The 23,830-nt window shown below is 62.8% G+C and carries 23 protein-coding genes and 1 pseudogene; 5 read left to right on the forward strand and 19 right to left on the reverse strand.

Annotated elements, in window-relative coordinates:
• The first annotated feature begins 5 nt into the window (after nt 1-5).
• A complete protein-coding gene (locus tag BLV09_RS19045) occupies nt 6-1,136 on the forward strand; it encodes a M24 family metallopeptidase (RefSeq protein ID WP_146688449.1) in 1,131 nt (376 codons plus the stop codon).
• Between the two features lie 323 nt (nt 1,137-1,459).
• Here BLV09_RS19045 and BLV09_RS19050 read toward each other — a convergent pair whose 3' ends face one another.
• Nucleotides 1,460-2,380, reverse strand: a complete 921-nt coding sequence (locus BLV09_RS19050) for an aldo/keto reductase (RefSeq protein ID WP_197684958.1) — start codon at nt 2,378-2,380, stop codon at nt 1,460-1,462.
• 78 nt (nt 2,381-2,458) lie between these two features.
• On the opposite strand from BLV09_RS19050, the pseudogene BLV09_RS38835 reads away from it, so the two are divergent.
• Nucleotides 2,459-2,635 (forward strand): annotated as a pseudogene (locus BLV09_RS38835) (TetR/AcrR family transcriptional regulator); the annotation flags it as partial.
• Nucleotides 2,636-2,719: 84 nt separating this feature from the next.
• A complete protein-coding gene (locus tag BLV09_RS38180; protein ID WP_244548743.1) occupies nt 2,720-3,034 on the forward strand; it encodes a hypothetical protein in 315 nt (104 codons plus the stop codon).
• Here BLV09_RS38180 and BLV09_RS37360 read toward each other — a convergent pair.
• From BLV09_RS37360 to BLV09_RS19080, 6 genes are all read right to left on the reverse strand, one after another.
• Nucleotides 3,022-3,168, reverse strand: a complete 147-nt coding sequence (locus tag BLV09_RS37360; protein WP_167558561.1) for a hypothetical protein — start codon at nt 3,166-3,168, stop codon at nt 3,022-3,024. The two genes, BLV09_RS38180 and BLV09_RS37360, sit on opposite strands and share 13 nt — an antisense overlap.
• Nucleotides 3,169-3,308: 140 nt before the next feature.
• Nucleotides 3,309-4,322 carry a TRAP transporter substrate-binding protein gene (locus BLV09_RS19060; RefSeq protein WP_167558797.1) on the reverse strand — a complete coding sequence of 338 codons (1,014 nt, stop codon included), beginning with the start codon at nt 4,320-4,322 and terminating at the stop codon, nt 3,309-3,311.
• A gap of 302 nt (nt 4,323-4,624) precedes the next feature.
• Nucleotides 4,625-5,017, reverse strand: a complete 393-nt coding sequence (locus tag BLV09_RS19065; RefSeq protein WP_146688451.1) for a VOC family protein — start codon at nt 5,015-5,017, stop codon at nt 4,625-4,627.
• 42 nt (nt 5,018-5,059) lie between these two features.
• A complete protein-coding gene (locus BLV09_RS19070) occupies nt 5,060-6,715 on the reverse strand; it encodes an alpha-keto acid decarboxylase family protein (protein ID WP_146688452.1) in 1,656 nt (551 codons plus the stop codon).
• 234 nt (nt 6,716-6,949) lie between these two features.
• A complete protein-coding gene (locus BLV09_RS19075) occupies nt 6,950-7,231 on the reverse strand; it encodes a hypothetical protein (RefSeq protein ID WP_100383971.1) in 282 nt (93 codons plus the stop codon).
• Between the two features lie 25 nt (nt 7,232-7,256).
• Complete coding sequence (locus BLV09_RS19080) at nt 7,257-7,664, reverse strand: DoxX family protein (RefSeq protein ID WP_146688453.1); 408 nt, start codon at nt 7,662-7,664, stop codon at nt 7,257-7,259.
• 259 nt (nt 7,665-7,923) lie between these two features.
• Between BLV09_RS19080 and BLV09_RS19085 the strand changes: the two genes are divergently transcribed.
• Nucleotides 7,924-8,559 carry an HAD family acid phosphatase gene (locus BLV09_RS19085; RefSeq protein ID WP_244548744.1) on the forward strand — a complete coding sequence of 212 codons (636 nt, stop codon included), beginning with the start codon at nt 7,924-7,926 and terminating at the stop codon, nt 8,557-8,559.
• Nucleotides 8,560-8,781: 222 nt separating this feature from the next.
• On the opposite strand, the gene BLV09_RS19090 is transcribed toward BLV09_RS19085, so the two are convergent.
• From BLV09_RS19090 to BLV09_RS19120, 7 genes are all read right to left on the reverse strand, one after another.
• Complete coding sequence (locus BLV09_RS19090; protein ID WP_244548745.1) at nt 8,782-9,300, reverse strand: Spy/CpxP family protein refolding chaperone; 519 nt, start codon at nt 9,298-9,300, stop codon at nt 8,782-8,784.
• 46 nt (nt 9,301-9,346) lie between these two features.
• Nucleotides 9,347-9,688 carry a GCG_CRPN prefix-to-repeats domain-containing protein gene (locus tag BLV09_RS19095; RefSeq protein WP_244548746.1) on the reverse strand — a complete coding sequence of 114 codons (342 nt, stop codon included), beginning with the start codon at nt 9,686-9,688 and terminating at the stop codon, nt 9,347-9,349.
• Between the two features lie 230 nt (nt 9,689-9,918).
• Nucleotides 9,919-10,617, reverse strand: a complete 699-nt coding sequence (locus BLV09_RS19100) for a helix-turn-helix transcriptional regulator (RefSeq protein ID WP_146688454.1) — start codon at nt 10,615-10,617, stop codon at nt 9,919-9,921.
• 56 nt (nt 10,618-10,673) lie between these two features.
• Nucleotides 10,674-11,882 carry an alpha/beta fold hydrolase gene (locus BLV09_RS19105; RefSeq protein ID WP_146688455.1) on the reverse strand — a complete coding sequence of 403 codons (1,209 nt, stop codon included), beginning with the start codon at nt 11,880-11,882 and terminating at the stop codon, nt 10,674-10,676.
• 3 nt (nt 11,883-11,885) lie between these two features.
• Nucleotides 11,886-13,328, reverse strand: coding sequence for a DUF4403 family protein (locus BLV09_RS19110; protein ID WP_244548747.1), 1,443 nt, complete (start codon nt 13,326-13,328; stop codon nt 11,886-11,888).
• A gap of 315 nt (nt 13,329-13,643) precedes the next feature.
• On the reverse strand, nt 13,644-15,293 hold the full coding sequence (locus BLV09_RS19115) for a hydantoinase/oxoprolinase N-terminal domain-containing protein (RefSeq protein ID WP_146688456.1): 1,650 nt from the start codon (nt 15,291-15,293) through the stop codon (nt 13,644-13,646).
• Nucleotides 15,290-16,390 (reverse strand): DUF917 domain-containing protein, encoded by a 1,101-nt coding sequence (locus BLV09_RS19120; protein ID WP_146688457.1) that lies wholly within the window; start codon nt 16,388-16,390, stop codon nt 15,290-15,292. The genes BLV09_RS19115 and BLV09_RS19120 overlap by 4 nt, the downstream gene beginning before the upstream one ends.
• Before the next feature lie 135 nt (nt 16,391-16,525).
• On the opposite strand from BLV09_RS19120, the gene BLV09_RS38185 reads away from it, so the two are divergent.
• Nucleotides 16,526-17,473, forward strand: coding sequence for an AroM family protein (locus tag BLV09_RS38185; protein WP_244549180.1), 948 nt, complete (start codon nt 16,526-16,528; stop codon nt 17,471-17,473).
• Nucleotides 17,474-17,559: 86 nt separating this feature from the next.
• Here the strand turns inward: BLV09_RS38185 and BLV09_RS19130 are convergent, their stop codons facing one another.
• The 5 genes from BLV09_RS19130 to BLV09_RS19145 form a co-directional block, all read right to left on the reverse strand.
• Nucleotides 17,560-18,873 carry an MFS transporter gene (locus BLV09_RS19130; RefSeq protein WP_146688458.1) on the reverse strand — a complete coding sequence of 438 codons (1,314 nt, stop codon included), beginning with the start codon at nt 18,871-18,873 and terminating at the stop codon, nt 17,560-17,562.
• Between the two features lie 401 nt (nt 18,874-19,274).
• Nucleotides 19,275-19,442, reverse strand: coding sequence for a helix-turn-helix domain-containing protein (locus tag BLV09_RS37370; protein WP_167558798.1), 168 nt, complete (start codon nt 19,440-19,442; stop codon nt 19,275-19,277).
• A gap of 218 nt (nt 19,443-19,660) precedes the next feature.
• Complete coding sequence (locus BLV09_RS19135) at nt 19,661-20,080, reverse strand: hypothetical protein (RefSeq protein WP_146688459.1); 420 nt, start codon at nt 20,078-20,080, stop codon at nt 19,661-19,663.
• A gap of 775 nt (nt 20,081-20,855) precedes the next feature.
• On the reverse strand, nt 20,856-22,055 hold the full coding sequence (locus tag BLV09_RS19140) for an MFS transporter (protein WP_146688460.1): 1,200 nt from the start codon (nt 22,053-22,055) through the stop codon (nt 20,856-20,858).
• Nucleotides 22,056-22,483: 428 nt separating this feature from the next.
• Complete coding sequence (locus BLV09_RS19145) at nt 22,484-23,473, reverse strand: helix-turn-helix domain-containing protein (protein WP_167558799.1); 990 nt, start codon at nt 23,471-23,473, stop codon at nt 22,484-22,486.
• Nucleotides 23,474-23,830: the final 357 nt, after the last annotated feature.

Raw genomic sequence — 23,830 nt, forward strand, 5'->3', positions numbered from 1 at the left:
CCGACATGAAAGCGTCAGTCGCCGAATTCGTACAGATCGGGCGCCTTGCCCAACAGATGGATGAGCAGGGCCTCGACGCCATCGTCGCACGCGCTGGCATCAACTTTACCTATCTGTCGGGCATGGTCTACCCCGGCACGCTGGCACGCCATCTCGACCTCGCCGACTCGCCGCGGGGCGTCTACCTGGTCTGGCCGCGCAGCGGCGAGCCGCGCATGGTGGTCAATGCGATCGCCGAAGGGCTTGCACGGCGGGACTCATACGTCGAGCATTTCGACGTCTATGAGGGCTATATCGAACCGCCGGTGGAGCGGCTCGCAAAAGTCATCGTCGACATGGGTCTCGCCGAATCGAGAGTCGGCTTCGAGACCAACTTCATCAGCATGGCCGACGGCAGCACCCTGCGCAGCCGCCTGCCGCGGATGCAGATCGCCGATTCCACCCAGCTGATGGATACGGTGCGCGCCGTGAAAACGCCGGCGGAACTGACGCTGTTCAAGCGCGGTGCCGATCTTCTTGATGACGCCTTCCTGGCCTGCTTTCCGACGGTGCGGCCCGGCATGCGGGAGCGCGACCTGCACGCCGCGCTGGTGGCTCACTGCCTTGCGGGCGGATCGGAATTCACCCACGGCATTCTCAACTCGGGGCGAAATACCATCCCCTATGCCGGCGAAAGCGATTTTGCATTTGCGGCGGCGGACGCAATCCGCACCGACTATGTCGCCTATGTGAAGGGCTACCCCGGCCATCAATCGCGTTGCGCCGTGGTGGGCCAGCCGAGCGCGGAGCAGCAGCAGCAATACGCTGCTGTGCGCGACATCTACCGAGCCGCCAATGACAAGCTGATACCGGGCCGCACCGCTGGCGAAGTCTACCAGTTCGTGGTCGAACGTTTCGCGGCGATCGGAGTCACCTACAAGTCGATGCTGGCCGGGCACAGCGTCGGCGCATGGTGGCACCAGCAGGAGCCGGTGATCTCACGCGACAATCCGCGGCGGCTGGAGGAAGGCATGGTGATCGCCATGGAGCCGCATGTCGATCACTGGCACATCCAGGACATGTTCGTGATCCGCGCGAACGGGCCGGAATTGATCTCGGACAAATTTCCCACGGACAAAATCTTTGCGTGTGGCTGAGCGCGATGATTGCACTATGGAATCCGAACACCGAAAACGGGGTTCGGAGTTCTGTTCGGAATAGCGGCAATTTGGCGCGCCACCCAGAACAAAACTTCGAACTCCTACGTTTTTAAAATTACGTTATAATTTCGCGATATCCAACATGGCTCCGCCAGCGCCATCTATTCGATCAAGGCCGCGTCGAACACATCGTCCCAGTCGGCCACGCCCGGCCGGAACGGTCACATCGATGACACCACGGGCCGTCAATGTAATCCTGCAGTCACAGCCAATGGCCCAATACCCGAGCCACGGTCAGCCAGACCGGCCCATCACAGTCACTATTTGATGTCACCTGGCGCGGGCGACAGGTCGAGGGCATCAAGCTCCGCAAGAGCTTCCTGGGCGAGCTGGATCGAAGCTGCGGCAACATTCTCCTCCAGATGCTGGCGGTCGGCCGTCCCCGGTATGAGCAGCATGTTTGGTGCATGCGCGAGCAGCCATGTCAGGCCAAGCTGCGCGGGCGTGATCTTTAGTCTCTCGGCGATCTCGATGACCTTTGGCTGGTCGGTCAGCTTCGGCCACCCTGGGAAAGCGCCCCCAAGAGGGAAGAACGGCACCCAAGCGATTTTATGCTCGAGGCACAGCGCGAGCATGTCCTCGAATTGCCGGCTCACGAGGCTGTAGGCATTCTGAACACAGGCGATGCCGGCGGGTAGCGCTCGTTTGAGACCATTCAGATCAATTGCACTCAGTCCGATGGCGCCGATCTTTCCCTCATCCCAAAGGGCGATCATCACCGCCATCTGGTCGTCGAGATCAACGACCTGAACTCCTTCTGGCTTGAGGCCGGGCCCGGCATCCAAGCGTCGCAAATTGACCACCGGTATCTGATCGAGGCCCAGGCTCCGAAGATTGTCCTCCACGCTTGCTCGAAGTTGCTCCGGCCGTTGCGCAGGTTTGAGCGGCATCTTTTCATTGGGACTGGGATCGGCTCCGACCTTGCTTGCGACGATGATGCCGTCGCGGGAGCGAAGCACCTTGCCAATTGCCTCGTTGACAAAGCCGTTGCCGTAGATTTGCGCTGTATCGATATGATCGACACCGAGATCGACCGCGCGCTCCAGCACCGCGACCGCCCGGGCCAAATTTCCTGCGCATCGTCTTAGTTGCATCGCGCCATATCCCATACGCGCGACCTCATAAACGCCAAGCCTGTAGGTTCCCGCGCGCGCTGCGTCTTCTGACTTCGGTAGGGACATAGGGCTATCTCCTGTGATAGACGGAACATACCGGAGGACCCTCCGGTATGCCCCGTCATTAAACGGAGGTGCCTCCGATTGTCAATCCCTCCTCTCCGACGCGCCGATGCAACGAAGAACCGAGAGCGCCTCATTACGGAAGCTCGCGTCCGGTTCTCTGCTGGCGATGGCGCAATATCTCTTGAAGCGATCGCCAAGGCGGCTGGGGTCGGTATTGGCACGCTCTACCGCCACTTCCCGACACGAGAAGCACTCATCGAAGCGGTCTACCATTTAGAACTCGATGCTCTCGAGGCGGAGGCAAACGACCTCCTTAAAACTCATCCAAGCTTCGAAGCGATGCGGCGGTGGATGGATCGCTATGCCCAGTTTGTCGCGACGAAACGCGCGATGTACGACGCGCTGCGGGTGGCGCTGACGCCGCGCATGGGCGCGGTGTCCGAAATCCGGGCCAGGATCAATGCGACGATTGCAAAATTCCTGGCTGCTGGATCGCAAGACGGGACCATTCGGGATGACGTCCAGCCTGACGATGTCACTCTAAGCCTCGCTGGCATGGTTCTCGCGGCAACGACATCACCGGACCGGGATCAGATGCGGCGGTTGCTGGATCTGCTGATGGACGGGCTCCGGCACCGGTCTCAACGAGAGTAGGCAAACAAGCCGCGGCCGCCTTCGATGGGATTCAAGCCATCCAGGAACCGGAAGACGTCACGGTCGGACGCGTAGAGCGTGGTCGGTTTCTTGGTAATGTCGACATCGGGACACGCGACCGACACGCTCGCCATGGCTCACATCCGTCGCAACCGACAGGGTCACGCGTACAATGGTATTTGCAATCTGTAATACATGATCCACGCTGACCTATCGGCTCGGTCGCGATCTGTTGCCCGGGAAGCTCACAGGGGACTGTGGCGCCGTCCGCTGCTCACCGTCTTTGTTTCAGGAACACGTCCAGAACCGCGCGCGCCTCCGGCCCGGCGGTGGCGCGCCATTCGGCGAGCGTCTTCTCGGCGGCGCCTCGCAGGACGGCCATCACCTCGGCCGGCGGCGTCTCGTTGATGGCGACGCCGTTCTCGCGCATGCGCTTGAAATTGACCGCCACGCGCCCGGTCATGGCCTCCCACTGCCGAGCGGTGGTCCCCTCGCCCGCCTTGGCCACCGCCGCCTGGGTCTCGGCGTCCAGCGCGTTCCAGGCGGAGAGCGAGACCGCACCGAAGCTCAAAGGCACAGCATAGACGATGTCGGAGAAGTTCCTGAGATAGTCCCACAGCTCGCGCCCCGCGCCGCCGTCGCCGGAGGAGAGCACGGCATTGAACTCCCCGGTCTTCAGCTTCGGCATAAGGTCGGAAAAAGAGACCACCTGCGCCAGCGTGCACAGGCGTGCGAACAGCTCCGCGCTGGTGGCGTCGTAGGCGCGAATCTTCAAGGCCTTGAGCGCGTCGAGGTCGGTGACGGGGCTTGCCGACCAGATGCCGCTGGGCGGCCAAGGCGTGACGAAGAGCAGTTTCTGCCCGCGCCTCGCGAACTCCGCCTCGTAGAGCGGGCGGGCCGCCTGGTAGAGGGCACGCGCCTCCTCGGCCGAGGCGGTCACAAAGGGCAGCGAGGAGAGGAGGAGGAGCGGGCTCTCCTCCCCGAACGCACCGCCGAAGCTGTCGGCCATGGCGAAGCGCCCCTCGCTCACGGCTTTCAGCTGCTCGCGGGTTCGCAGGCCGGATTTCGCGTCCGGGATCGGGCGGACGAGGATGCGCCCGCCGGTCGCGCGCTCCACCTCGGCGGCGAAGGTTGCGTCCGCTTGGCCGGGAATGGCGGAGGCGGGATATTCGTCGATGAGCTCCCACACCGCCTGGGGCGCCGGCTGGGCGAAGGCGGGCAGCGCCGGGAGCGTCGCGGGTCCCGACAGGAGCCAGCAACAGGCGGCGAGGGCAGAAGGTGTGCGCATGAAAGTTCCTACTCTTGAACGCAGCGGGCCGCGCGGTCCGCAGGCTGGAAGGTTAGGCGGACGGCGTCCCGCCGAGGCGCACCCAGGTGCTGGCGACTTCGAGGCCGGAAGGACTGAGCGTCGTCGATAAGTCGTCGCCGAAAACTGCGTTGCTCCATGTGCGCGATCACCGAGAAAGAGCGCCGCTCCCGCCATGGTGAGCACTGCGTCAGTGCCATCACGACGGCACCGTTGACCGCCGTCATGTAGTCGGGTGCGAAGAACCGCAGCAGCTGAGGGTTCTCGCGCCGCCGGAAGGGCCCCTACTTCATCCTGAAGCCGTTCTCGACGAAGCCCTGGAGCCCGAGCATGCGGTCGCCGAACTGCACATCGAGCCCATCGGGATCGCGGACGTGGAAACTGTCGGAGTCCTTCTGCGGCGCGAGGCCCTCCGCGGCAAGTCGCGCCTCGATCAGCCCAGCGTCATATACCGCAAGGCCGAACATGAAGTGGGAGACGGTGCCGGGGTTGTCCCCCGGCCGCAGCACCAGCATGCTCTCGCCGAAGCCAAGCAGCACACTCTCCGCGCTCTGCTGGATGACGCGAAGGCCGAATATGCGGCAGTACCACTCCTTCGACCGCGCCAAGTCGGAGACCGTGATGGCAATGTGGTTGACCGTGACCGCCTTGCTAAGGGGCTCGTTCGTCTCGGGCATGGGATCTCCGGTTTGTCGAGCGGACAGATTTCGTCTGGGATGTCACTTGGGATAGAGCGTCGCAATGCTGTCGTGCAGCTTGCGGGCGAGCGGAGAAGCCTCATAGGGACCGGTCACGACCTCGATATAGACCCCGCCACAGGCCATTCCGGCCTTGGCGAGCGCCGCGTCGAGCTCGCCGAGCGTCGTGACGCGGGCGGTGAGCCAACCCTCGCAGCCGAGCGCCTGGGGCAGCTCCGTGTAGCGCCAGGGCGCGATGTTATTATAGGCGGCGTCGGAGTCGCGGCAAAGCAGTCGCTCGATTAGATAGCCGGAATTGTTCAGCACGAAGACGACAGGCTTCAGTCCAAGCCGGCCGAAGAGGCCGATCTCCTGTGCGGTGAGCTGATGCGAGCCGTCGCCGGTAACGAGGATGGTGCGGCGCCCCGGCGCCGCTGCCGCGATGCCAACGGCAGCCGGCGTGGCCCAGCCGATCGAGCCCCAGAGGGTCTGGTTGTGGAAGGTCGCGCCCTTCGGCAGCGCCGCGAAGGCCAGGCCCATCGAAATCGTGCCGGTCTCGGCGACGAGCTGATCGCCGGGCCGAAGGAAGTCACCCCAGCGGACATAGAGGGCCTCCGCGGTAATCGGCGCATCTGCGCCCGATGCGGCAGCCTCCTTCGCTGGATGCAGAGCCATCCCGTCCGGGTTCCGCCACGAGCGGTAGACGAGACGGCGTGTCAGCTCCCCGATCAGTTCCTCCATCTCGACGTTCTGGTAGACGGTGCCATCGATCCTTGTCCGATGATGGCCGATAGCGATCGTCTTTGCCGGGTCGAGCCTGGCGGTGAAGGCGCCGGTGTTGAAATCGCTCATCAAGGCGCCGACCGTGATGATCCGGTCGCAGCCCTCGACGAAGGCGCCGACGCTTTCACTCATGATCGCTCCGTCATACATGCCGACGAAGGCAGTCTGGTCTTCCTCCAGCACGCTCTTGTCCATCGCCATGGTTGCGAAGGGCAGCCCGCTGGCGTCCACGAGCCTCTGCAAGAGAGGCGAGAGGCCGGTACGCGCAGCAAGGATGCCGGGCAGAAGACAGGCCGTTCTCGCTTGTTCCAGGGCCGCAATGATCGCCGCCGCGGCGCTGTCGAGAGCCACCGGATCGCTGGCGGGAGAAGATAAGAGCGCCGCCGCGCCGAGGACCGGCTGCTCGGCGAGATCGGCCGGGAAGGCCATGTAGACGGGCCTCCGGTGGTAGAGCGCCTCGTGGATCAGCCGTTCTGTCTCATAGGCGACGTTCTGGGGCGTCATCACGGCATGGGCCACGACCACGGGTTCGCTCATGCGCCTGAAGAGACCGTATTCACCGTCGCCGAGCGTGTGATGCATGATGGCGCGGGCCGCCTGCACCGACATGCGCGGTGTTCCAACCAGATGGAAGACTGGCAGGTGCTCGGCGTAGGAGCCGGCGATCGCGTTGATCGCGCTGAGTTCGCCGACGCCATAGGTGGTCGAGAGCGCAGCCGCGCCCTTGACCCTTGCGTAGCCGTCCGCGGCATAGCCGGCGTTGAGCTCGTTGCAGCAGCCGACCCAGCGCAGCTGTGAATCGGCGAGCACGGCATCACAGACCGAGAATGAGTAATCGCCCGGGACGCCGAACACATCGGCGATGCCGATATCCTTCAGCCGGTTGAGCACATGCTGGATGACGGTGACGGGCATGGGATGGTCTTGCCTCAGAGCCTGTTCGAAAAAGGGCAGTCGGACGCCGCGGGTGGAAATGAAGCTCGATCTGGGCTCAGGGCCGCGTGTTTGACGTGCGGGCCGCGAAGAAGCCGGGCGACCCCAACCCCTCCGGCTTTTTCAGCGAGCGCTGAACATCCCCGACGTCAGTCTGATGCAGCCGAACCAACCGTTAGCTACTCCGGGAGTCCGACACCCAGGATCTACCCGGCGCTACTCCGCGCCGCCGCCCCCGCGCTCGTTGGCATACTCGATGCCGGCCTGGATCTCCTCGATCGCCTGTTGGATCAAGGCCATGGCCTTCACGCGGTGGCCTCCCTTGTTCGAAGAGGCTTCGCGCAGAGATGCCATTGCGTCGAACAGCGATGAAAGCGACCGCTCCATATTGCCCTGATAGGCCTCGGCGCTCGTGGCTGCGCCCACCACCCCCAGCGCGGCGGCTCCGGCGGCAAGCAACGCAAGACGCCGACGGTTCAGCTGTGTGTCTTCCATCATATTGCTCCTCATATTGCAGGTGGAACTATCGATCTTTCCGGTCGTGGCAGAGGATTGCAGCCGCCAAAAGTGCTCCCACCAGGGACACATGCTCCATCACGACGTGGAAATGCGCAGTCCTTTCTGGCTGCGGCATGGTCCAGAAGGCGTGCGCGATCGGGATCGTCAGTGCTGTGAAGACGATGAGCGATGCGGCGCCGAGCCAAGCGGCCCGGTTCAGGATGATCATGGCCGAGCCCAACAGGAGCCAGACCGTCGTTGTAGCGGCATAGAGCGGCGCCGGCTGCAGCCCGAAATGCGCCATTTCCGCGACCCGTTCGGGAAAGGCGAAGAGGGCAGCGACACCCGCGCTCCAGAAGACGAAGGTCAGCAGGATACGCGCGGCAAGCCGCGTGGACAGGCTGCCAAGAATAGCATCGAGGATATTCGGCATCTTTCAGCTTCGTAACGACCGCCAACATTGAACCCTGGCGTTATTTGGCTCGCGGCGATCCGCGCGTCATCACCAGAAGTAATGATGCCGAACGCCCGTCGTCGACGCATGGTGGCGGGGCCAAGCGCGCGGCGATTCAATCTCAGAGGAAGGAAAGATTGTGCTGGCACACCGATTTGGAGCGGCACTCGTCGCCGGCCTGATTCCAATTCTCGGGACGCTCGTTCTCGGGGCGGCATCCTCTCAAGCGACGGACGGATTGCTCGTCGCGCCGTCCTCGCAGCCGCTCAACGTCGGCGATGCCATCATCGCCGCGACCGCCTATCACGACAGCGCCGCGTATGAGCGCGAAATCGCGGCGATCACCGCCACTGCCGCCGCGTGGATCAACGAGGTGGCGCCAAGCACGCACAAACCTGCGATTGTGCTCGATGTCGACGAGACGGCCCTGTCGAATTGGACGATTATCAAGCGCGACGATTTCGGCAGGCCCATCGGGGGGCCCTGCCCCGTGGACTCGACGGCACCCTGTGGCTGGGCCGCATGGGACATGCTGGCGTCCGATACCGTGATCGCACCTGTGCTGGATCTCGTCAGCAAGGCCCGGGCTCTCGGCGTCAAGGTCTTCTTCATCACAGGACGGCCGGAGAGCCAGCGGACCGCGACGGAGAAAAATCTGCGCGCGGCGGGCTATATCGACTTCGAAACGCTCTACATGGCCCCCAACGCAGCTCATTTCGCATCGGCCGCCGACTTCAAGACACCGGTGCGTGCCGCCATCGAGACCGAGGGTTATACGATCATTGCCAATATCGGCGACCAGCCTTCGGATCTCTACGGCGGTCATGCTGAGAAAATATTCCTCCTTCCCAACCCTTTTTACCGCGTGCCGTGATTCGCGAGGACGAACGCTGCCAATGACGAACGACCAGCCGCCCGCTATTGCTCACCTCTGGGCGCGTCTCGCCATCGCACTCGGCTTCGGAGTTCTCGTTCATGACCCGTCCAGGGAGTGCCTCCTTGGGAATCAGTCCGACATCGGCCGCACAGAAAAAAGGCTCAGCGCGAGCGAGAGAGCGATCACGCTGCCCTCTCGCCGAGAGTTGCGGAGCGAGCGCTATTGCTCCTCCTCGAAGATCCAGAGCTCGGCCGTCGGCTGTGGCATGCCGTTCGCGTTCTCCCGCATGCCGAGAAATGCGGGAATGCGGCGCCGCTGCTCGGGCGAGAGCGAGCCGGCGAGAGGCTTCAGGGCACTAACGACCGTCTTCAAGTCCTGTGCTCGCACGATCTCCGCGTCGGCGCTCCGTTCGAGAATGTCGACGAAGCTGGCGGGCGGCGGCGCTGCGGCCCGCTCCCCCCGCCGCTCGGCCGACCGCTTGGCGATCTCTCGGATGGCGGTTTCGACGGGCGTCCACAGCTTCTGCTGCTCCGGCGTCAGGCGCAGGACCGTCTTCAGCGCCAGGATGCGCGCGTCGAGCACGGCATCGGCATCGGCAGGGGTGTAGAGTTCAATGGAGGGTGGATCGGCCTCAGCGGGCGCATTGCCGCCGGGAGTCGCGTCCTGAGCATGGGCCTGCATCACAAGGCCGGAAAGCGCGCCGAGGAGCACAAGGCGCAGAGAAGATTTCGCTCGCATGGATTTGCTCCGTTTGATCACAAGGCTGACGATTGACGGGCGCCGATCACTTCCAGCCGCCATCGGGCAGACGACCATGATAGGGCGTGTCGCGGCAGTGCCCCCATGGCCCGCGCCACCAGCCGGGCGAACAGCCATTGCCGAAATAGCCATAAGCGGGCGGCACGTTATAGGCCCAGCCGCCGCCGGGCATCGGGCCGGAATAGGGCGTATCGCGGCAATGGCCCCACGGTCCGCGCCACCAACCGGGGCCACAGCCCTGCGCAACGGGAATGAGGTCTGCGCCTGAAAAGAGGGCAGTTGGCCGCGCCAGTGGCAGCGCAGACGCTGGTAGGGCCGTCAGGGCCGCAAGGCCGAGACCGGTCAGGAGTTTGATGCCAATGGTCATAGATCGGACTTCAGGTTGGATGCGCCTGGGCGCATCGGTTTCGATTCGTGGATCGGAACGCAGCCGCGGATGCGGCGCACCACGCTATCGAAATAGATCAATGACTTCGTACGGACATCACCAGAAGTGGTGACCGCGCCAGCCCAAACGCCCATGGCTGCCTGTCTTTGACGAAGAAAGACTGACTGTTGCCCACACGCTGGATCGAGTCCTAGTCAGCGCGCAGACGCCTAGTCGTGTATTAGCGCCGATAGAGTGGCCATGCGATGCTCGAAATCCCGCAAATTCGCCGATTGGGTCTTTGCCAGGATCGTGCGGATCTGGGTGCGAATGGTGTCGAGGGCGACCGCACGGCTTTGCGCCACCTCATCCGCGCCGACACCGCCGACGAGAAGGCTCGCGACCTCCGCCTCGGCCTTCGTAAGATCGAATAGATCGATCAGCCTCGCCGGATCGAGACGGCGTGCGCCCCCGAGTTCCTTGATGAACACCAGCGCAAGATCGGGAACGAGCCCATTTCGGGTTCCTTCGGAACCGCATTGCAAGGCTCCTGATACCGGGGATACCGCAAGAACGAAGCGATGCTGGGCCTCGGGACCGACCAGCGGAGCGGAGAGCTGCAAGACGCCGCCGGAGCCATCTTTTGCCGCTGAGGCGACGAATGCGCGCAGGCGCATCGAATCCATCTGGTGGGCGGGGGCCAGATAGCGCTCAGCACCGATGCCTGGGCCAGCTCTTCGGAAGGAGAAGCCAGTTTCCTTCCGAGAGGCCATCTCGATAGCTGCCATATTGGCATAGTCGACCCGGAGGTCGGCATCAATCACCGCGACGCCGACGGAAAACGCATCGAGGGCGGATCGCGTGACGTGGCCCTGGCGGTCCCGAGCGCCGAGATCGTCGGCGACGGCCAGCGCGCGAAGGTGTTCCATTTCGGACGCCCCATGTCTCGTCTTGTTTGTCGTTTTCCGGAACAGCCGGTGGACAACTAATTGGCACAGTCGTTTGGAGGGGCTTCGCCCGCGAACCGATCCGTCATCCAGTTTACTGCTGCGATCGTGCTTGCCTGTGCGGCACGGCCGTGACCGATATTCGGCAGCATCATTAGTTTTACCTTGCTGCCCACCTTGCAGAGCCGACCCATATAGTCGCGTGTCACGTCGGGCCGGATGATTTGGTCCGTCGTCCCCTGAGCCAAAAAGACGGGAACGTCCGGCGGCAGCGCGCCGGGCGTGTTCTTTTCCAGGAGCGAGCGCCAAGGCTCGATATTGGCGGGTCCTTCGACCACCAGGAAATGTTGTTCAAGCGGTTTTTCGGTTCTCTGCCTCGCGATCAAATCGAAGGGACCCTCAATACATTCATGCGCCAGGCTATCGATCGCGGGCATCGCGCGGGGATCAACGACCTTGTCGATGGCCGCGCCATATACACGATGCCACGACCAGAGCGTCATTGCTGTGATGTTCTTGCCGCCGACGGAGTTGAGGTCGTCGTTCATCAAGGTGACGAGATCGGTCGCCGGTGCCGCCGCAGCCACACCGACAAGCGCCAGTTCGGGCGCATAAGTCTTCGCGATCATGCCGGTAAACAAGGCAGCCTGTCCGCCCTGCGAATGGCCCCACACCGCGAAGCGTTTTCCGCCGCCCGCGCCAGGCATGGTGCTCGCGACGCGCACCGCGTCGATCACCGCTCGGGCCTCGCTGTCGCCGACAAGGTAGGGATGTGTTTCGGGTGTGCCCAGGCCTGGATAGTCGGTTGCGGCCACCACGTAACCGCGTTCCACAAAGGAGCGCAGTCCCTGGATCTGCTGGAAGAGAAAGATCGCCAAGGATGGCGCGCAGCGCGGCGTAATCCCCGAGGTCGGATGCGCCCAGGCAACGATGGGACGGCCGCTCGCGGGCGGCTCGCCCTGCGGCACCACGACGACCCCCGAAACGAAAATGGGCTCGTCCTCTAATCCGGTCGACCGGTAAAGCACCCGATAAGCGGCAGCGCCGAGCGGCGCGCCGTCGATCGGCTCCTGACGGATCAACGTGCCAGGCTCGCCGGCAAGCAACGATCGGGGCGGCTCATAGAACGACGTCTGCGCCGACGCCGTGCCGGCATAGTTCGCGAGGATGAGAAACGCGGCCGCCAGCAAAAGCTTGCGGTTTGCGCGAAGGGGCTCGGCGAGGCGTCGCGAGATGATCCGGCTCATGGCTCACATTCCATACACGATCTTCAGATCGCCGCTGGCGCGAAGCGCGATCACGATGCCATCGGCTGACAAATACACGTTCTCGAGCTTCGCCGAGGAGAGATGCCCTTCCATGCGGAAGCCATCCTTTAGCGGCCGGGTCAGCTTCTCATTGGCAGCGTTGAGCAGGTTCTGATACGCGACGCCATAATCGAGGCTCATCTTGTCTTTCAACTGCGCCACGATCGGATCGATCACGGGCGCCAGTTCCTCGTCATCCGTTGCGACACCGAGATTGGCAAGCCGCACGGCGTGACCGTCGGCATCCACCTGCACCCCGCCGGTCAGATAGAACCAGCGCCCGGCGTTCGGGTCGGTATCGGACGCCTTGGCGATGCGCAAGCCGACCACGAGCTTGCCCGACGACGGATAGACGTCGACATCGCGGATGGACATGCCCGCGACCGGTGGCACCGTGGCAATCGCCTGCGTGATCTTGTCCTTGAGCATGTCGTAGCCGATGCGCAGGGGCAGGATGACATCGAACGTGCCGGGCTCGCTGACGTCGCGACCGAGCGACGGTAGGGCCGTTGCCGTCACTGCCGACGGTTGCTGCCCGACCAAGGTTTCGGCGGAGCCGGAAAGCTCAAGCGAGCCTTGCAACACCCTGGAGTTGGCCCGCACGCCCGCGAACGCTGCGCTCTGCGGCGTCAGTTGCAGCCAGACTTGCGGATTATCCGCAAGCTCGATCGGCTCGAACGCATGGCGCCAGGCGGTCGCGGCCTTGTCATGCAAATCGAGCCGCCGCGCTGCTGCGAGTGCACGCGACCTGACATGTGCAAGCTGGGTGCGGATCCGCGGCTCGGCATAGTTGACGAGCGAAATCTCGCGTCCCAGGACATGCAGGACCGGCGGCTCGCTCCAGCGGAATCCATCGCTGAAATTCAAATCGAGCGACCAGTCCCGGCTGAGCTCTGGCCGCGCTTCAGCTTCGATGGTGGCGCCGGCTTCGGTCTCGCCATAAATGCGCGAGGTAAAGCGGTTGGCGCCCTGCCCTTCGAGCGCGCCGTAGATCGGCACCGAGCCGTAGACCCGGTCGCCGCGGCCGTAGAGCGAGACCGGTCCGGACCGTTCGACATAGCCCCAGATGTCGCAATTGGCGTTGACGCGAAAGACAAACACGCGCCGATGCACGCAGCTAACACGCTCGTCGATGGTGGCAAGCCGCCGTGGGATATCCTTCTCGATTTCGCTGCCGAGCGCCGGCAGACCGAATTCGATGGCCGCCGAAATCCGAGAGTCCGTGGTGAACGGCGCGACGGCGTCGGGAACGAACGGGGGCTTTTCCGCCGCCAGCACGGTCGAGCAGAGGCCCATGAGGAGGCCAAGCGCCGCGATAGCTCCGCGAGCCGATCGCTGCAAGGCGACACAGCGGCATCGCACACATAATGTCGAAAATGAATTCATGATACTTACCTCAATCCTTTTCACGCTGCTCGGTTGATACAGCGCACAATCCAGAGTTTTCGCAGACCAACGTGTCCGCGGGTTTCATCGCCAAAAGCCTGCTCCGCGGGCCGGAAGCTCTGTCTGCGCCAGCGCAAAATGCGCGCTCTGGTATTGAGACAGCCGTTTATTCGATCCGCTCAACGCCATGCCTCCTGGCATCGACAAGGTGAACCCTGAGGAATTGCATGAGCGCCTTCTCCACGGCCTCGCCTGCATATGTAAAAGGAAAGTTGCTCGACGAAATCACCGAGCCGTCGAGATACAACGCGGGCGTTATGGGTGCTGGCTTGGCAAAACCCAACCGGCCACTTCGGCGTCGCTACTCCGTTTGTTCGACGACGTGCCCTTGGCTTCCGTGGGCGAACCGCCTCCGCCGAAATTCGCGATGTCGGCGATCACCCTGACACGCACGCGGCGCGCGTCGCCGGGCAAATAGGAAATTGGAATGTCGTCGATATCCAGAACGGCGACACTCGTCGGGTCGGCGCCGGCATCGAGCGCGCGCTGGGTGGCTCCGGCCTGGGCGCGCTCGATCGCCTCGACGCGGCCGATGCCGGTGAAGATGCGATCCACCTCACCGCTTACCTGCGCGATTGCCGCACCGACCGCATTGGCGACCGCATGGTGCTCGACACGAATGACGGCCGACGTTCCCGGCACGTCATCGGGGACGAGGAAGCTGCCGCCGCCCACCGCGAGCAGCGGAATTTCGGCGGCGTCGGTCTTCATGCGGTCGATACCGTCGCTGATCATTTCGCCCATCTGCCGCATACAGGACGCGACGAAAGCGGGCGACAGATGCGCGGTCCGTTTTCGTTCCCCGAGCGCGATGCGCCCTGCGGCAACGGCGATGTCGGTCGCAGTCAGTGTGTCGCCGCCGAAACAGAGCGCCCGCGAGGTTAGCCGATAGCCGACGCTGCCAGGCCCGATCCGCCGCCCATCGGCGGAAATCTCGGTGCCGCCGCCAAGTGCCAGCGAGAGCAGGTCAGGCATGCGGAACAGCGTGCGTACGCCGCCGACCTCGACCGCCGCATTGGCTTCACGGGGGAAACCACCCTTGATGGAGCCGATGTCGCTGGTCGTCCCGCCGACGTCGACGACCATCGCGTCGCCGATTCCGGACAGAAAGGCTGCTCCCCGCATGCTGTTGGTGGGGCCCGAAGCAAAGCAATAGACCGGATATCGTTCGGCAAGGCCGCTATGGACGATGGTCCCGTCGTTCTGGGTCAGAAACAGCGGTACGTCGAGAGCACTCTCGCGAAGCGCCGCCACAAAAGCCTCCGCCGTTCGCCGCGCCAGGCTCTGGAGGCTGGCATTTAGCAGGGCGCAGTTCTCCCGTTCCAGCAATCCGATGCGTCCGAGTTCGTGCGACAACGTGATCCGCGCTCCGGGTATCTCTTCCTTGAGGATATCGGCCGCTTCGCGCTCGCATTGATCGGTGAGCGGCGAGAAGACACTTGTGACGGCCACCGCAGTCAGGCCCCTGTCGGCGATGCGGCGGGCCTCCTCACGTATCGCCGCGCGATCGAGTGGAACGATGGGACGGCCGTCGAATTCGTGGCCGCCCGCAACCATGTGCACGCTACCGCGCACCACGCTCACCAGATCGGGTGGCCAGTCGACGAACGGCGGCAGGCTGGCGTTCGCCGGCAGGCCGATGCGCAGCGCCGCCACCTTGTCCAGGGCGCGGCGCTCGGCGACGGCATTGGTGAAATGCGTCGTCCCGATCATGACCGCTTCCACCTCCCGGGCGGCTGGCGCTGACACCGTGCCGGCGGCTCGAAGCAGATCGGCCAGAGCCCGTTTCACGCCGCCCGACACGTCTTCCGTGGTGGCCGTCTTGACCGCGGCGATGACCTTGCCGTCAGCCAGCAGGACGGCATCCGTATTGGTGCCGCCAACATCGATGCCAATGCGACTCATACCTCGAGCTCCACTTCGTCCTCGGCGAACACGCTCTTGAACGAAATGTCGTATCCGAATGCGCGCGGGCCGACGTGCTCAAGTCCTTTCGCTGTCCGATGAATGGCGGGCGACGGCAGGGCAATGACGCTCACCCGCTGGCCATAGCGCAGGCTTTCGGTGCCGATCGCCTCGCCGGAAACGCTGTCGAGGACGCAAATCAGATCGGGCGTCGTGACGGCGACGGTGCCATCGCGCCAGCCGACCGAGAATTCGTTCTGAAAGGCGATCTCGAAGGTCGAACCCGCGTCGCCATCCAGGCCCGCAAAGCGCGTGGTGCCGCGCAGGAATCCTTCCGTGGTGCGTCTCTGCACGTCGATCACCTTGCCGCGGAACAGAAGTTTTCCGTGCGCAGCCCGCACCGTGGCGGCTACCGTATCCTCATGCGCCGCACGGGCGCGGCGCACCTCGCGGCCGAGGGCGATCGCCCGCGAGGTCGTATGGAGGATGGCGTGACGCTTGATCTCGGCGCCAGTGCGCGGCGCCTGGCACGTCGTGGCGACCGAGCCGAACTCGGTACAGACCTTGCGCCTGACGCGTTCGAGCGCATGCCATGTCGCGGCCCGCGCCACGATCACATCATTGTCGCGAATGTCGGCCACAACATGCGGATACATGGTGAGGTCGGCGATGGCGAAGGTCTGCATCTGCGCCTCGGGAAATGCCCGCCCCATGGCGTCAGCATCGACCACCGGCAGGCCGCTGGCCGCCGCGGCCAGTAGCGGCTGAAATGCATTGCAGCCGCCGATTTCCACCGTCATCACCGCCCGAAAACGCTTGCCTAGATAGGCCTCCATGATCCGCAGCGGCTTGATCGCGAAGGCCGGGTCCGGCATGCGCTCCTGAAACACCACCGGCGCGCCCATGGTCGACAACACGGCGACCAGGTCATCGTCGGCCAGCTCCGCGGGATCGAGAAGGTCGACACTTCCTCCGCTACCGTAGAAGTTCTTCATGCCGAGATAGGACGAATAGGGGGATCCCCCGCCGCCCGTCCCCAATATCCAGGATCCTGTGGCGAGGGGCTCCAGATCGTGGCCTGCTATATGTCTCGACATGGGCATCTTGCCTGTCTACGTTGCGGTCGGTGAATCGTCTTCAGGCACTAACGTGCCGCGCTCGATAACAGGTTACGGGTTTGCCGCGCTTTCGAACATACGTGCGCGTTCGTACGGAGATTGCCTTTGGTTGAGGTGCGCATATCGCGCATCGCGGTGATCACCGGGGGACGCAGTCCGCGGCCGGAGCTGCTGGCGGAATTGAGCGCCAGGCTCGGACCGGTGCGGTGCGACGAGTTCGGCGCGCTCGATGACGTTTCCGAAGACGTATTGGCGCACCGTGCACCGGACCCCGAGGCACCGAGCTTCCTCGCACCGCTCGGCGGCGGCGCCAACGTCGTGGTGTCGGTGGCGCTGATGGAGGAGCAGGTCGCCCGCCTCGTCGGCCGCCTCGACGAGCTCGGCTACGACCTCGTCGTGATCGCCGCGACGGCTCTGTTCGCGCCCGTCTCCGCCCGCACGCCGGTGGTGCACGGCCAGCGGGCCGTGGACGCCTGGATCTCGGCACTGGCCGTCGGCGACATCAACATCGGCCTCATCTATCCGCTGTCGCGCCAGGGCAAGCAGCTTGCGACCTTCGCGCATCGCACCCAGTTTCAGAGCGCCAATGCGACCATAAAGGGCGGGCACAGCGCCTACCTCACGCAAGCGGCGAGTCGCGTGTCCCGCGCCGATCTCATCGTCATGCAGTCGGTAGGCTACACCGAAGCCATGGCGGAGCAGGTCGCACGTGAAAGCGGCAAGCCGGTCGTCACCGCCCGCGGCATCATCGCCGCGGCCATGCGCCTGCGGCTCGACGAGATCATGGGCCGGATGAGCGAGCCTCCCGCGGACGGCTATACCGGCGCCGAACTGCTCAAACGCCTGCCGGAGGCCAAAACGCTGCTCACGCCGCGCGAGAACGAGGTTCTCGCCCATGTGCTTGAGGGCGGCGCCAACAAGCCGATCGCGCGCGCGCTGCACATCAGCCACCGCACCGTGGAAATTCACCGGTCACGGGCGATGGCGAAGCTCGGGGCGCGCTCCGTGACCGAGCTTATCCGCCGCAGTCTGAAGGCGCCGCGGGCTGAACCGCCGACCTGACGGCGATGTTGTGGTTGGGAAATTGATCATTCGATGTTCGCCGGGGTTGCGATCAGGCCGCGCGCTGCTCTCGGCGCCCCGTGGCCTCAACGCAGAGGCTGCCCGGTGCGATCCGGCATGGTCAGGACGGCGACGAAGGAGATTGCTCCGATCACCATCAGAAAGAAGGCCGGTCCGAAATCGGCGTGCAACCGGTTCACTAGATAGATCGCGATGATCGGTGCCGTCCCGCCGAACACGGCATAGGCCACGTTGTAGCTGATCGAAAGCGCCGTGCAGCGTGTTCGCGAACGGAACATCTCGACCAGCGCCGCCTGGATCGTGCCGAACCAAGCGGCGGCGATCAAGGCGAACATCGATTGACCCAGCAGCACGGTGAGGAAGCTCGGGCTCAGCAGCAACTTGAACAGCGGCCACGAAAACAGGACGAGGCCTGCCAGCGAGGCCAGCAGCACGGGCTTGCGCCCGAGCCGGTCGGACAAGGCCCCGAAGCACGGCGTCGCGGCCACCAGCACCAGCATGCTCAGCGTGTTGATCTCCAGCGCCGGATGCGCCGGCATGTCGTCGATCTGCTCCACCATCGTCACCACATAGACGAAGATGAGATAGAAACCGGCGGCGAATGCGGCGCCCATCACAGCACCGCGCAGGATGTCAGGCCAGTCCGTGGCCAGCGCTTCGACGACCGGCAGGCGCCGCTGCTCTGCTTCGTGACGCGGCTCGTCGTCGACAATGATCCGGCGAAGGAAAAGGGCAAAGGCGCCGAGCAGGATTCCCAGCAGGAAGGGGATCCGCCAACCCCACGCGTCCACCTGCGCAGGGGTGAGAACCCATGTCGCGATCACACCGATGCCCGAACCGAGCAGAAGACCGACGGTTGCGCTGACGGAGGCGAAGCTGCCAGTCAGGCCGCGGTGACGCGGATCGCTGCGCTCGACCAGAAAGACCGCCGATGCGGTAAATTCACCGCCGATGGACAGGCCCTGCAACAGGCGGAAGCCGATGAGCAATAGCGGTGCCGCGGCGCCGACGACGGCATAATTCGGCAGCAACCCCATGGCGAAGGTGGCCAGCGTCATCAGTCCCGCCGAGGTCAGCAGCGCCTGCTTGCGGCCGAAACGATCGCCGACATGGCCGAACAGCGCGCCGCCGATCGGCCGCATGAGAAAGGCAGCCGCGAACACGCCGAAGGTGGAAGCCAGCGAAAGCGCGGCGTTCTCCGACGGAAAGAAGTTCTTCGCAAGTGCCGACGCAAAATACCCGTAGGCAGCGAAATCATACCATTCGAGAACGTTCCCTACGGCGCCGGCCAGTATCTGCCAGATGTGTTTGCCGGTGCCGGGCGCCTTGGTGTCCACGGTGTCGCGTGCAAGAGGGTATGAAGGCGCATAGAACGACATAGGTATTCTCTCCGACAGACAGGACGACGCAGCAGGGCAATAAACAGCGGTCCCTGGTTCTTCAGGACCAGCCGCGCCATCTGAATAACGGATGCTGCATCTTGATCGGGAAACCGCTCGCCCGCACTCCGCGGGAGGCTATGCTCCGCCAGGGCTCGTCACTATGCGTGTGCCCACGTATAGGGTTCGCACAGACTGACCCTACACATACCGCGCGCCGCAGGAATCGTAGCGGAATACAACCCGCGATTCGAGATCGGCGTAAACCGCTCGCCTTGCAGAGATCTCGACATCTGGCCTGCCCGCGAGTTGCGGATGATGAAGTCGAACAAGCTCAGGAGTTTTGGCTTTAGCCGAGGCGACTGCAAGGTGGTGGCGACCTGGCTGGCGACGAACATTGACTAGTTCTTGGATACCTCCACCGTGGTCACTGCGGTTTGAACGCCGACTTCCGGCAGGTTCTTAAGAAAGATCATGAGGTCTTCGTGAAGAATGACCGTTCGCCGGCGAAATTTGCGCGCCTTGAGGTCGCCGTCCCTGATGGCCGCGTACAACGTACGTGCGGCCAATTTTCGAAAGTGCACAAGCTTCGGCGATGGTGTGGGCGAGTTGAGTCATGAATTTCTCCATGGCCAAACTCATCTCACAAAAAGGTGACCCCCGTCACGGACCAATAGAGGTCAAATCAGCCCATCTAAGCTCATGTCGCGTTGTCTAAAGGTTGTCAGACAGCAATCGTTTGAAAGTGGAGTTAGAAACGGTTTCCTTCCCGTCCCGCTTCAATGCCTCATTCAGCCGGGCAAGTGTGTTTGTTGACCAACGCCTTGTTGATCAGCTTCGCTCGGAAGATTTTCAGGTGGACGCCCCATGCAGCTTGGCCTTTGTGATTGCGTTGGGGCTTCCTTCCCTGCAAGGTTTTAACGCTGGCTTGCGGAAACTCTGATTGCAGTTGATCCGTCTGCATCGAAATGCGGCAGCAACGGGTTTGACCGGCAAAAATTAACCCCTCGGGACGTACCGCCATTCCGCGAACATCGATCAAGCACATGCCAAATAGGTCGCTCGCAGTTAGTCGCCGCTGCGAACCACGAGGCCAGACATCGCCAAGTTCGAAGTCCGCGGGTAATTCGAATTTTTGTCCCCAAATCGCGATTCTTCCATCCGAAACCGCGCCACGAAGTTCCAGCCACGCCTTTTCGACCGGCATATTGGAAAGTAAGACCGGCCCGAAGAATTAGCTCTTCTATTTTGTCCAACTCAGTTTCTGCGAGCGAGAATGTCAGCTCTGAATCTCGCGTCATGATCCAGGCAATGGCTGCCTGCGAGGCGCCTCATCTTCCACGATATCATCTTGGTTCTCGGTATCGTCCTCGAAATCGACGTCGTTGGTGTCCTTGAGGATGATCACCATCAGCGCTCATCAAAGCTCTCCGACCGAATTTTGGTCACGCACCATCAGTCTATGTGGATCGCCGAGAGATGCCGTGCATTCCACCGAAGAGACACACCGTCCCGGCGGTTAAACCGGGACGGTGAGTGAAGTATAACAAAAGTGGTTGCGGGGACATGCAACGATCTCAAATTGCTCTTCGAGGCCGCAGCCTGACCATTCTGGGCGGTAAAAACGCTGCTGATTGCCGCTATTCGTGCCCCAAAAGGCATAGCATCCAGTCAGGAGCCTGCGCTGTGGCTTTTTTTGCGGCCCAATGGTTCTGGTGCACAAGTATCCCACTCGATACCCTACTTGCACATTTGGTCACAGTTGATCACTCAATCAGGTTGATTGAGCGTGATCAATCTGGAAGGCATGAAAGGGCTTGTGATCCGATCGAGTCATAAGGCGAGGTCGGTCGGCGGTGCTGGCCCGCGTCCGCTTTTGAGCGCATTACGGACTCAAGTCAGACATCGCGATGTCCGAAAGTACCCAGAAGCAGAGAGTTGCGAAGCTTATCGCGCGTCTGCTGGGCCAGCCGCATCAGGATTTAAGGATCCGTGGCCGGCCAGAGCCACGCGGCTGCGATCGCTCCGGCGAGCGTCAGAACCGCCAGCACCACCAGCGTCGCAACCAGTCCCGCAACGGGCACGAGCCAACCCGCCAGGGGATAGGTCAGCAGCCAACACACATGCGAGAGAGCGAACTGGGCCACGAACGCGGCAGGCCGGTCCGCCGGATGGACCGATCGGCGCAGCAGACGTCCGGACGGCGTCGTGACCGCCGAGTTGGCGACGCCGAGCAGCGTCCACGCGACCAGAAGCCCCGGCCAGAGCGAGCCGATTGACACGACGCCGGCGAAGGCGGTCAGCACGACCCCGAGCGCGGTCGCCGCAAGCAACATCACGGTCCGATCCGCAACCCGTTCCAGGAGTTTCGGCAGCAGCAAAGCCGCCGTCATTGAGCCACCACCAAAGCACGCAAGCGCGATCGCGAGATCTCTATCCGAGCCGCCGAGGACGCCCTTCACCACGAACACCGAATTCACGATCACCATCGCGCCCGCGGCAGCGACCGCGAGATTTAACGCGAGAAGACCGCACAGCCTTGGCGTGCCAAGATAGATGCGAATGCCCCGCGTGGTATTGTCGTAGATGCCGGACTTGCGTTGCGACGGAGCAGCCTGAGGCACGGTGACCGACATGACAAGCGCAGCCGAGCAGAGGAAGCCGACAACTGTGCCTACGAACAGCCAGTTGAAGCTGATCAGCGCTAGCAAAGCCGCGGCGAGCATCGGACTGATGAGATTCTCCATGTCATAGGCCAGGCGCGACAACGACAATGCGCGCGTATAGGCTCCCTCTTCCGGCAGGATGTCGGGAATGGTCGCCTGAAACGTCGGGGTGAATGCCGCCGATGCGGCTTGCAGCACGAAGATCAGCACATAGACCTGCCACACCCGGTCGACGAAAGGCAGGGCGAGTGCGACGGCTGCGCGGACGAGGTCCATCGTGACGAGGAAAGCGCGGCGTGGGAGCAGGTTGGCGAAGCCGCCGATGACCGGGGCAACGCCGACATAAGCAACCATCTTGATTGCCAGCGCCGTGCCAAGCACTGCGCCGGCTTTGTCGGCCGCGATCTTGTAGGCTAGGAGCCCAAGTGCGACGGTCATCAGTCCGGTGCCGACGAGTGCGATCACCTGGGCGCAGAACAGATGGCGATAGGTGCGGTCGGCGAGGACAGAGAACATAGAGCTATTCTGCTGCGCGCACGAGATCGACGGCGGAGACCCGGCGCTCCGCGTCAGCAGCCGGCGCAGCCAGGATGCCCATTGCGGCACCGGGACCGTTGCATAGACCTCGGAAACGCTCGTCGCGCGCGCCTCCGTCGGCCGCGCAAAACGCCAACCGCCCGGCGGCTCTTGCCCAAACTTTTGGATCGGCTCGCCCGCCCCATCCGCCTCGACGGTCATCGCATATTTACTTTTTGCAATTGATAATCAATTGCAAGAATCCTGGCAGAACAATCCGCCGCCGTCAACCTAGTTGCAATTGATTATCAAGAGCGGTGTTGGCTCTAGCGACGGGTTTTGGGGTGTTTGGCGGCTTTTTGGTGAATTATCTAGCTAGAGGATCTGATTTTGGGCAATTCATGAAGGTCTCAGCCACCGCCGCAAGTTTATTGCGTATCTTCATCAGTCAGAGGGCCAGCACTGTCCTTGCTCGCCGCACGAATTTCAGCGCCGCCCGGCGCGTAGCCGAAACGTCGGCGGAATCCCCGGGCAAAATAAGTGTAATCGCGAAAGCCACAAGCATAAGCGATCAGACTAAGAGGCTGGCCGGTCTTCAGCAGCTTGCGGCGCTCCAACAGTTCTGCGGCGTGATCGAGACGAAGCGAGTGCACATAGCGACTGCAGGTCGATCCACGAGCAGTGAACAGCTTCTGCAGGTAACGCAGTGAAATCCCCGCCTCCGCCGCTATCTGGCTAGGAGTAATGTCCGGATCGGCAAAGCGGGCCTTGATGATGTCACAGACACGCATGAAGAGCTTGTTAGTTTGCAATGAGGCGGCGATCGGATCGGATGGTGAAAACAGCGCACCAAGAAGGTCATACACGGCCAGCCGCATGTAAGCGTGAGCCTGCGCAGGCATCGATCTATCTTCGTTGATTGCATCAACGGCGAGTTGATAAAGCAGTCGACCTATTCGCGCTTCCGGGCGACCGCAAGAGACGTGCCTCGGTTCGAATCCGAGATGAGAAACAATGGATCGACGCGGCAACTGCAGACAGAACCATTGCCCGTACTGATCCTTGTTTTCTGCGGCATAGGTCACGGGCCTGGCCGAGTCGATAAGCGCGACATCACCCGCACCGAGCCTCACGATGCGGTCGTCCTGGACCACCATTGATCCGCCTGCAACCTGAATTGCGATGTAGTAGTGCTCCAGGTCATCAAGGCGGGTATCCCGCTCCGTCCTCTCCACGCGGCAAGCGTTGCAAGTGAAATCCATTGCAACGAATCCATGCACGGTTTGCGGTCGCACCCTTCCGGTAAAGGTGCCCTCGACATCCATTGCGCTGTGCCATCCCCAATCCCTTCTGAGGACGTCTTTCCAGCCGTCATAGTCCAATTCCGGAGTGCTGAGAAAATCATCATTGGGATGCATCGCCGACTCCATAGGATTGATCGGGTGCCAAAGGCCGAGGCAGGTGCTCTCCGGTGCACTCGCCCCGCAGGTGAAATCGTAGAAACAATATCGGCTCATATGGTTTCGCGGAGCGCAGCTTCAACGGGGCCATCACGACAGATTGTCCAGGACCGGCGAGCTTCCTGCTCTGGCGGTGCGCACCAGTACGCACGATAGGGCGCGCACGTCTCACGACATTCAATGTTCAGCAACTTAGGCTCTCGTTTCGAAAGAGCGAGCACAAGTGCTGAAGATCTGTGCAGCCGAGAACGGCGACCGATCCCTGCGATGCAGGCGGAAATATAGCCCCAAGCGGATTAGTCCGATGGGAATGCG

This window comes from Bradyrhizobium canariense (genome assembly GCF_900105125.1).
In the GTDB taxonomy this organism is placed as follows: Bacteria; Pseudomonadota; Alphaproteobacteria; order Rhizobiales; family Xanthobacteraceae; genus Bradyrhizobium; species Bradyrhizobium canariense_A.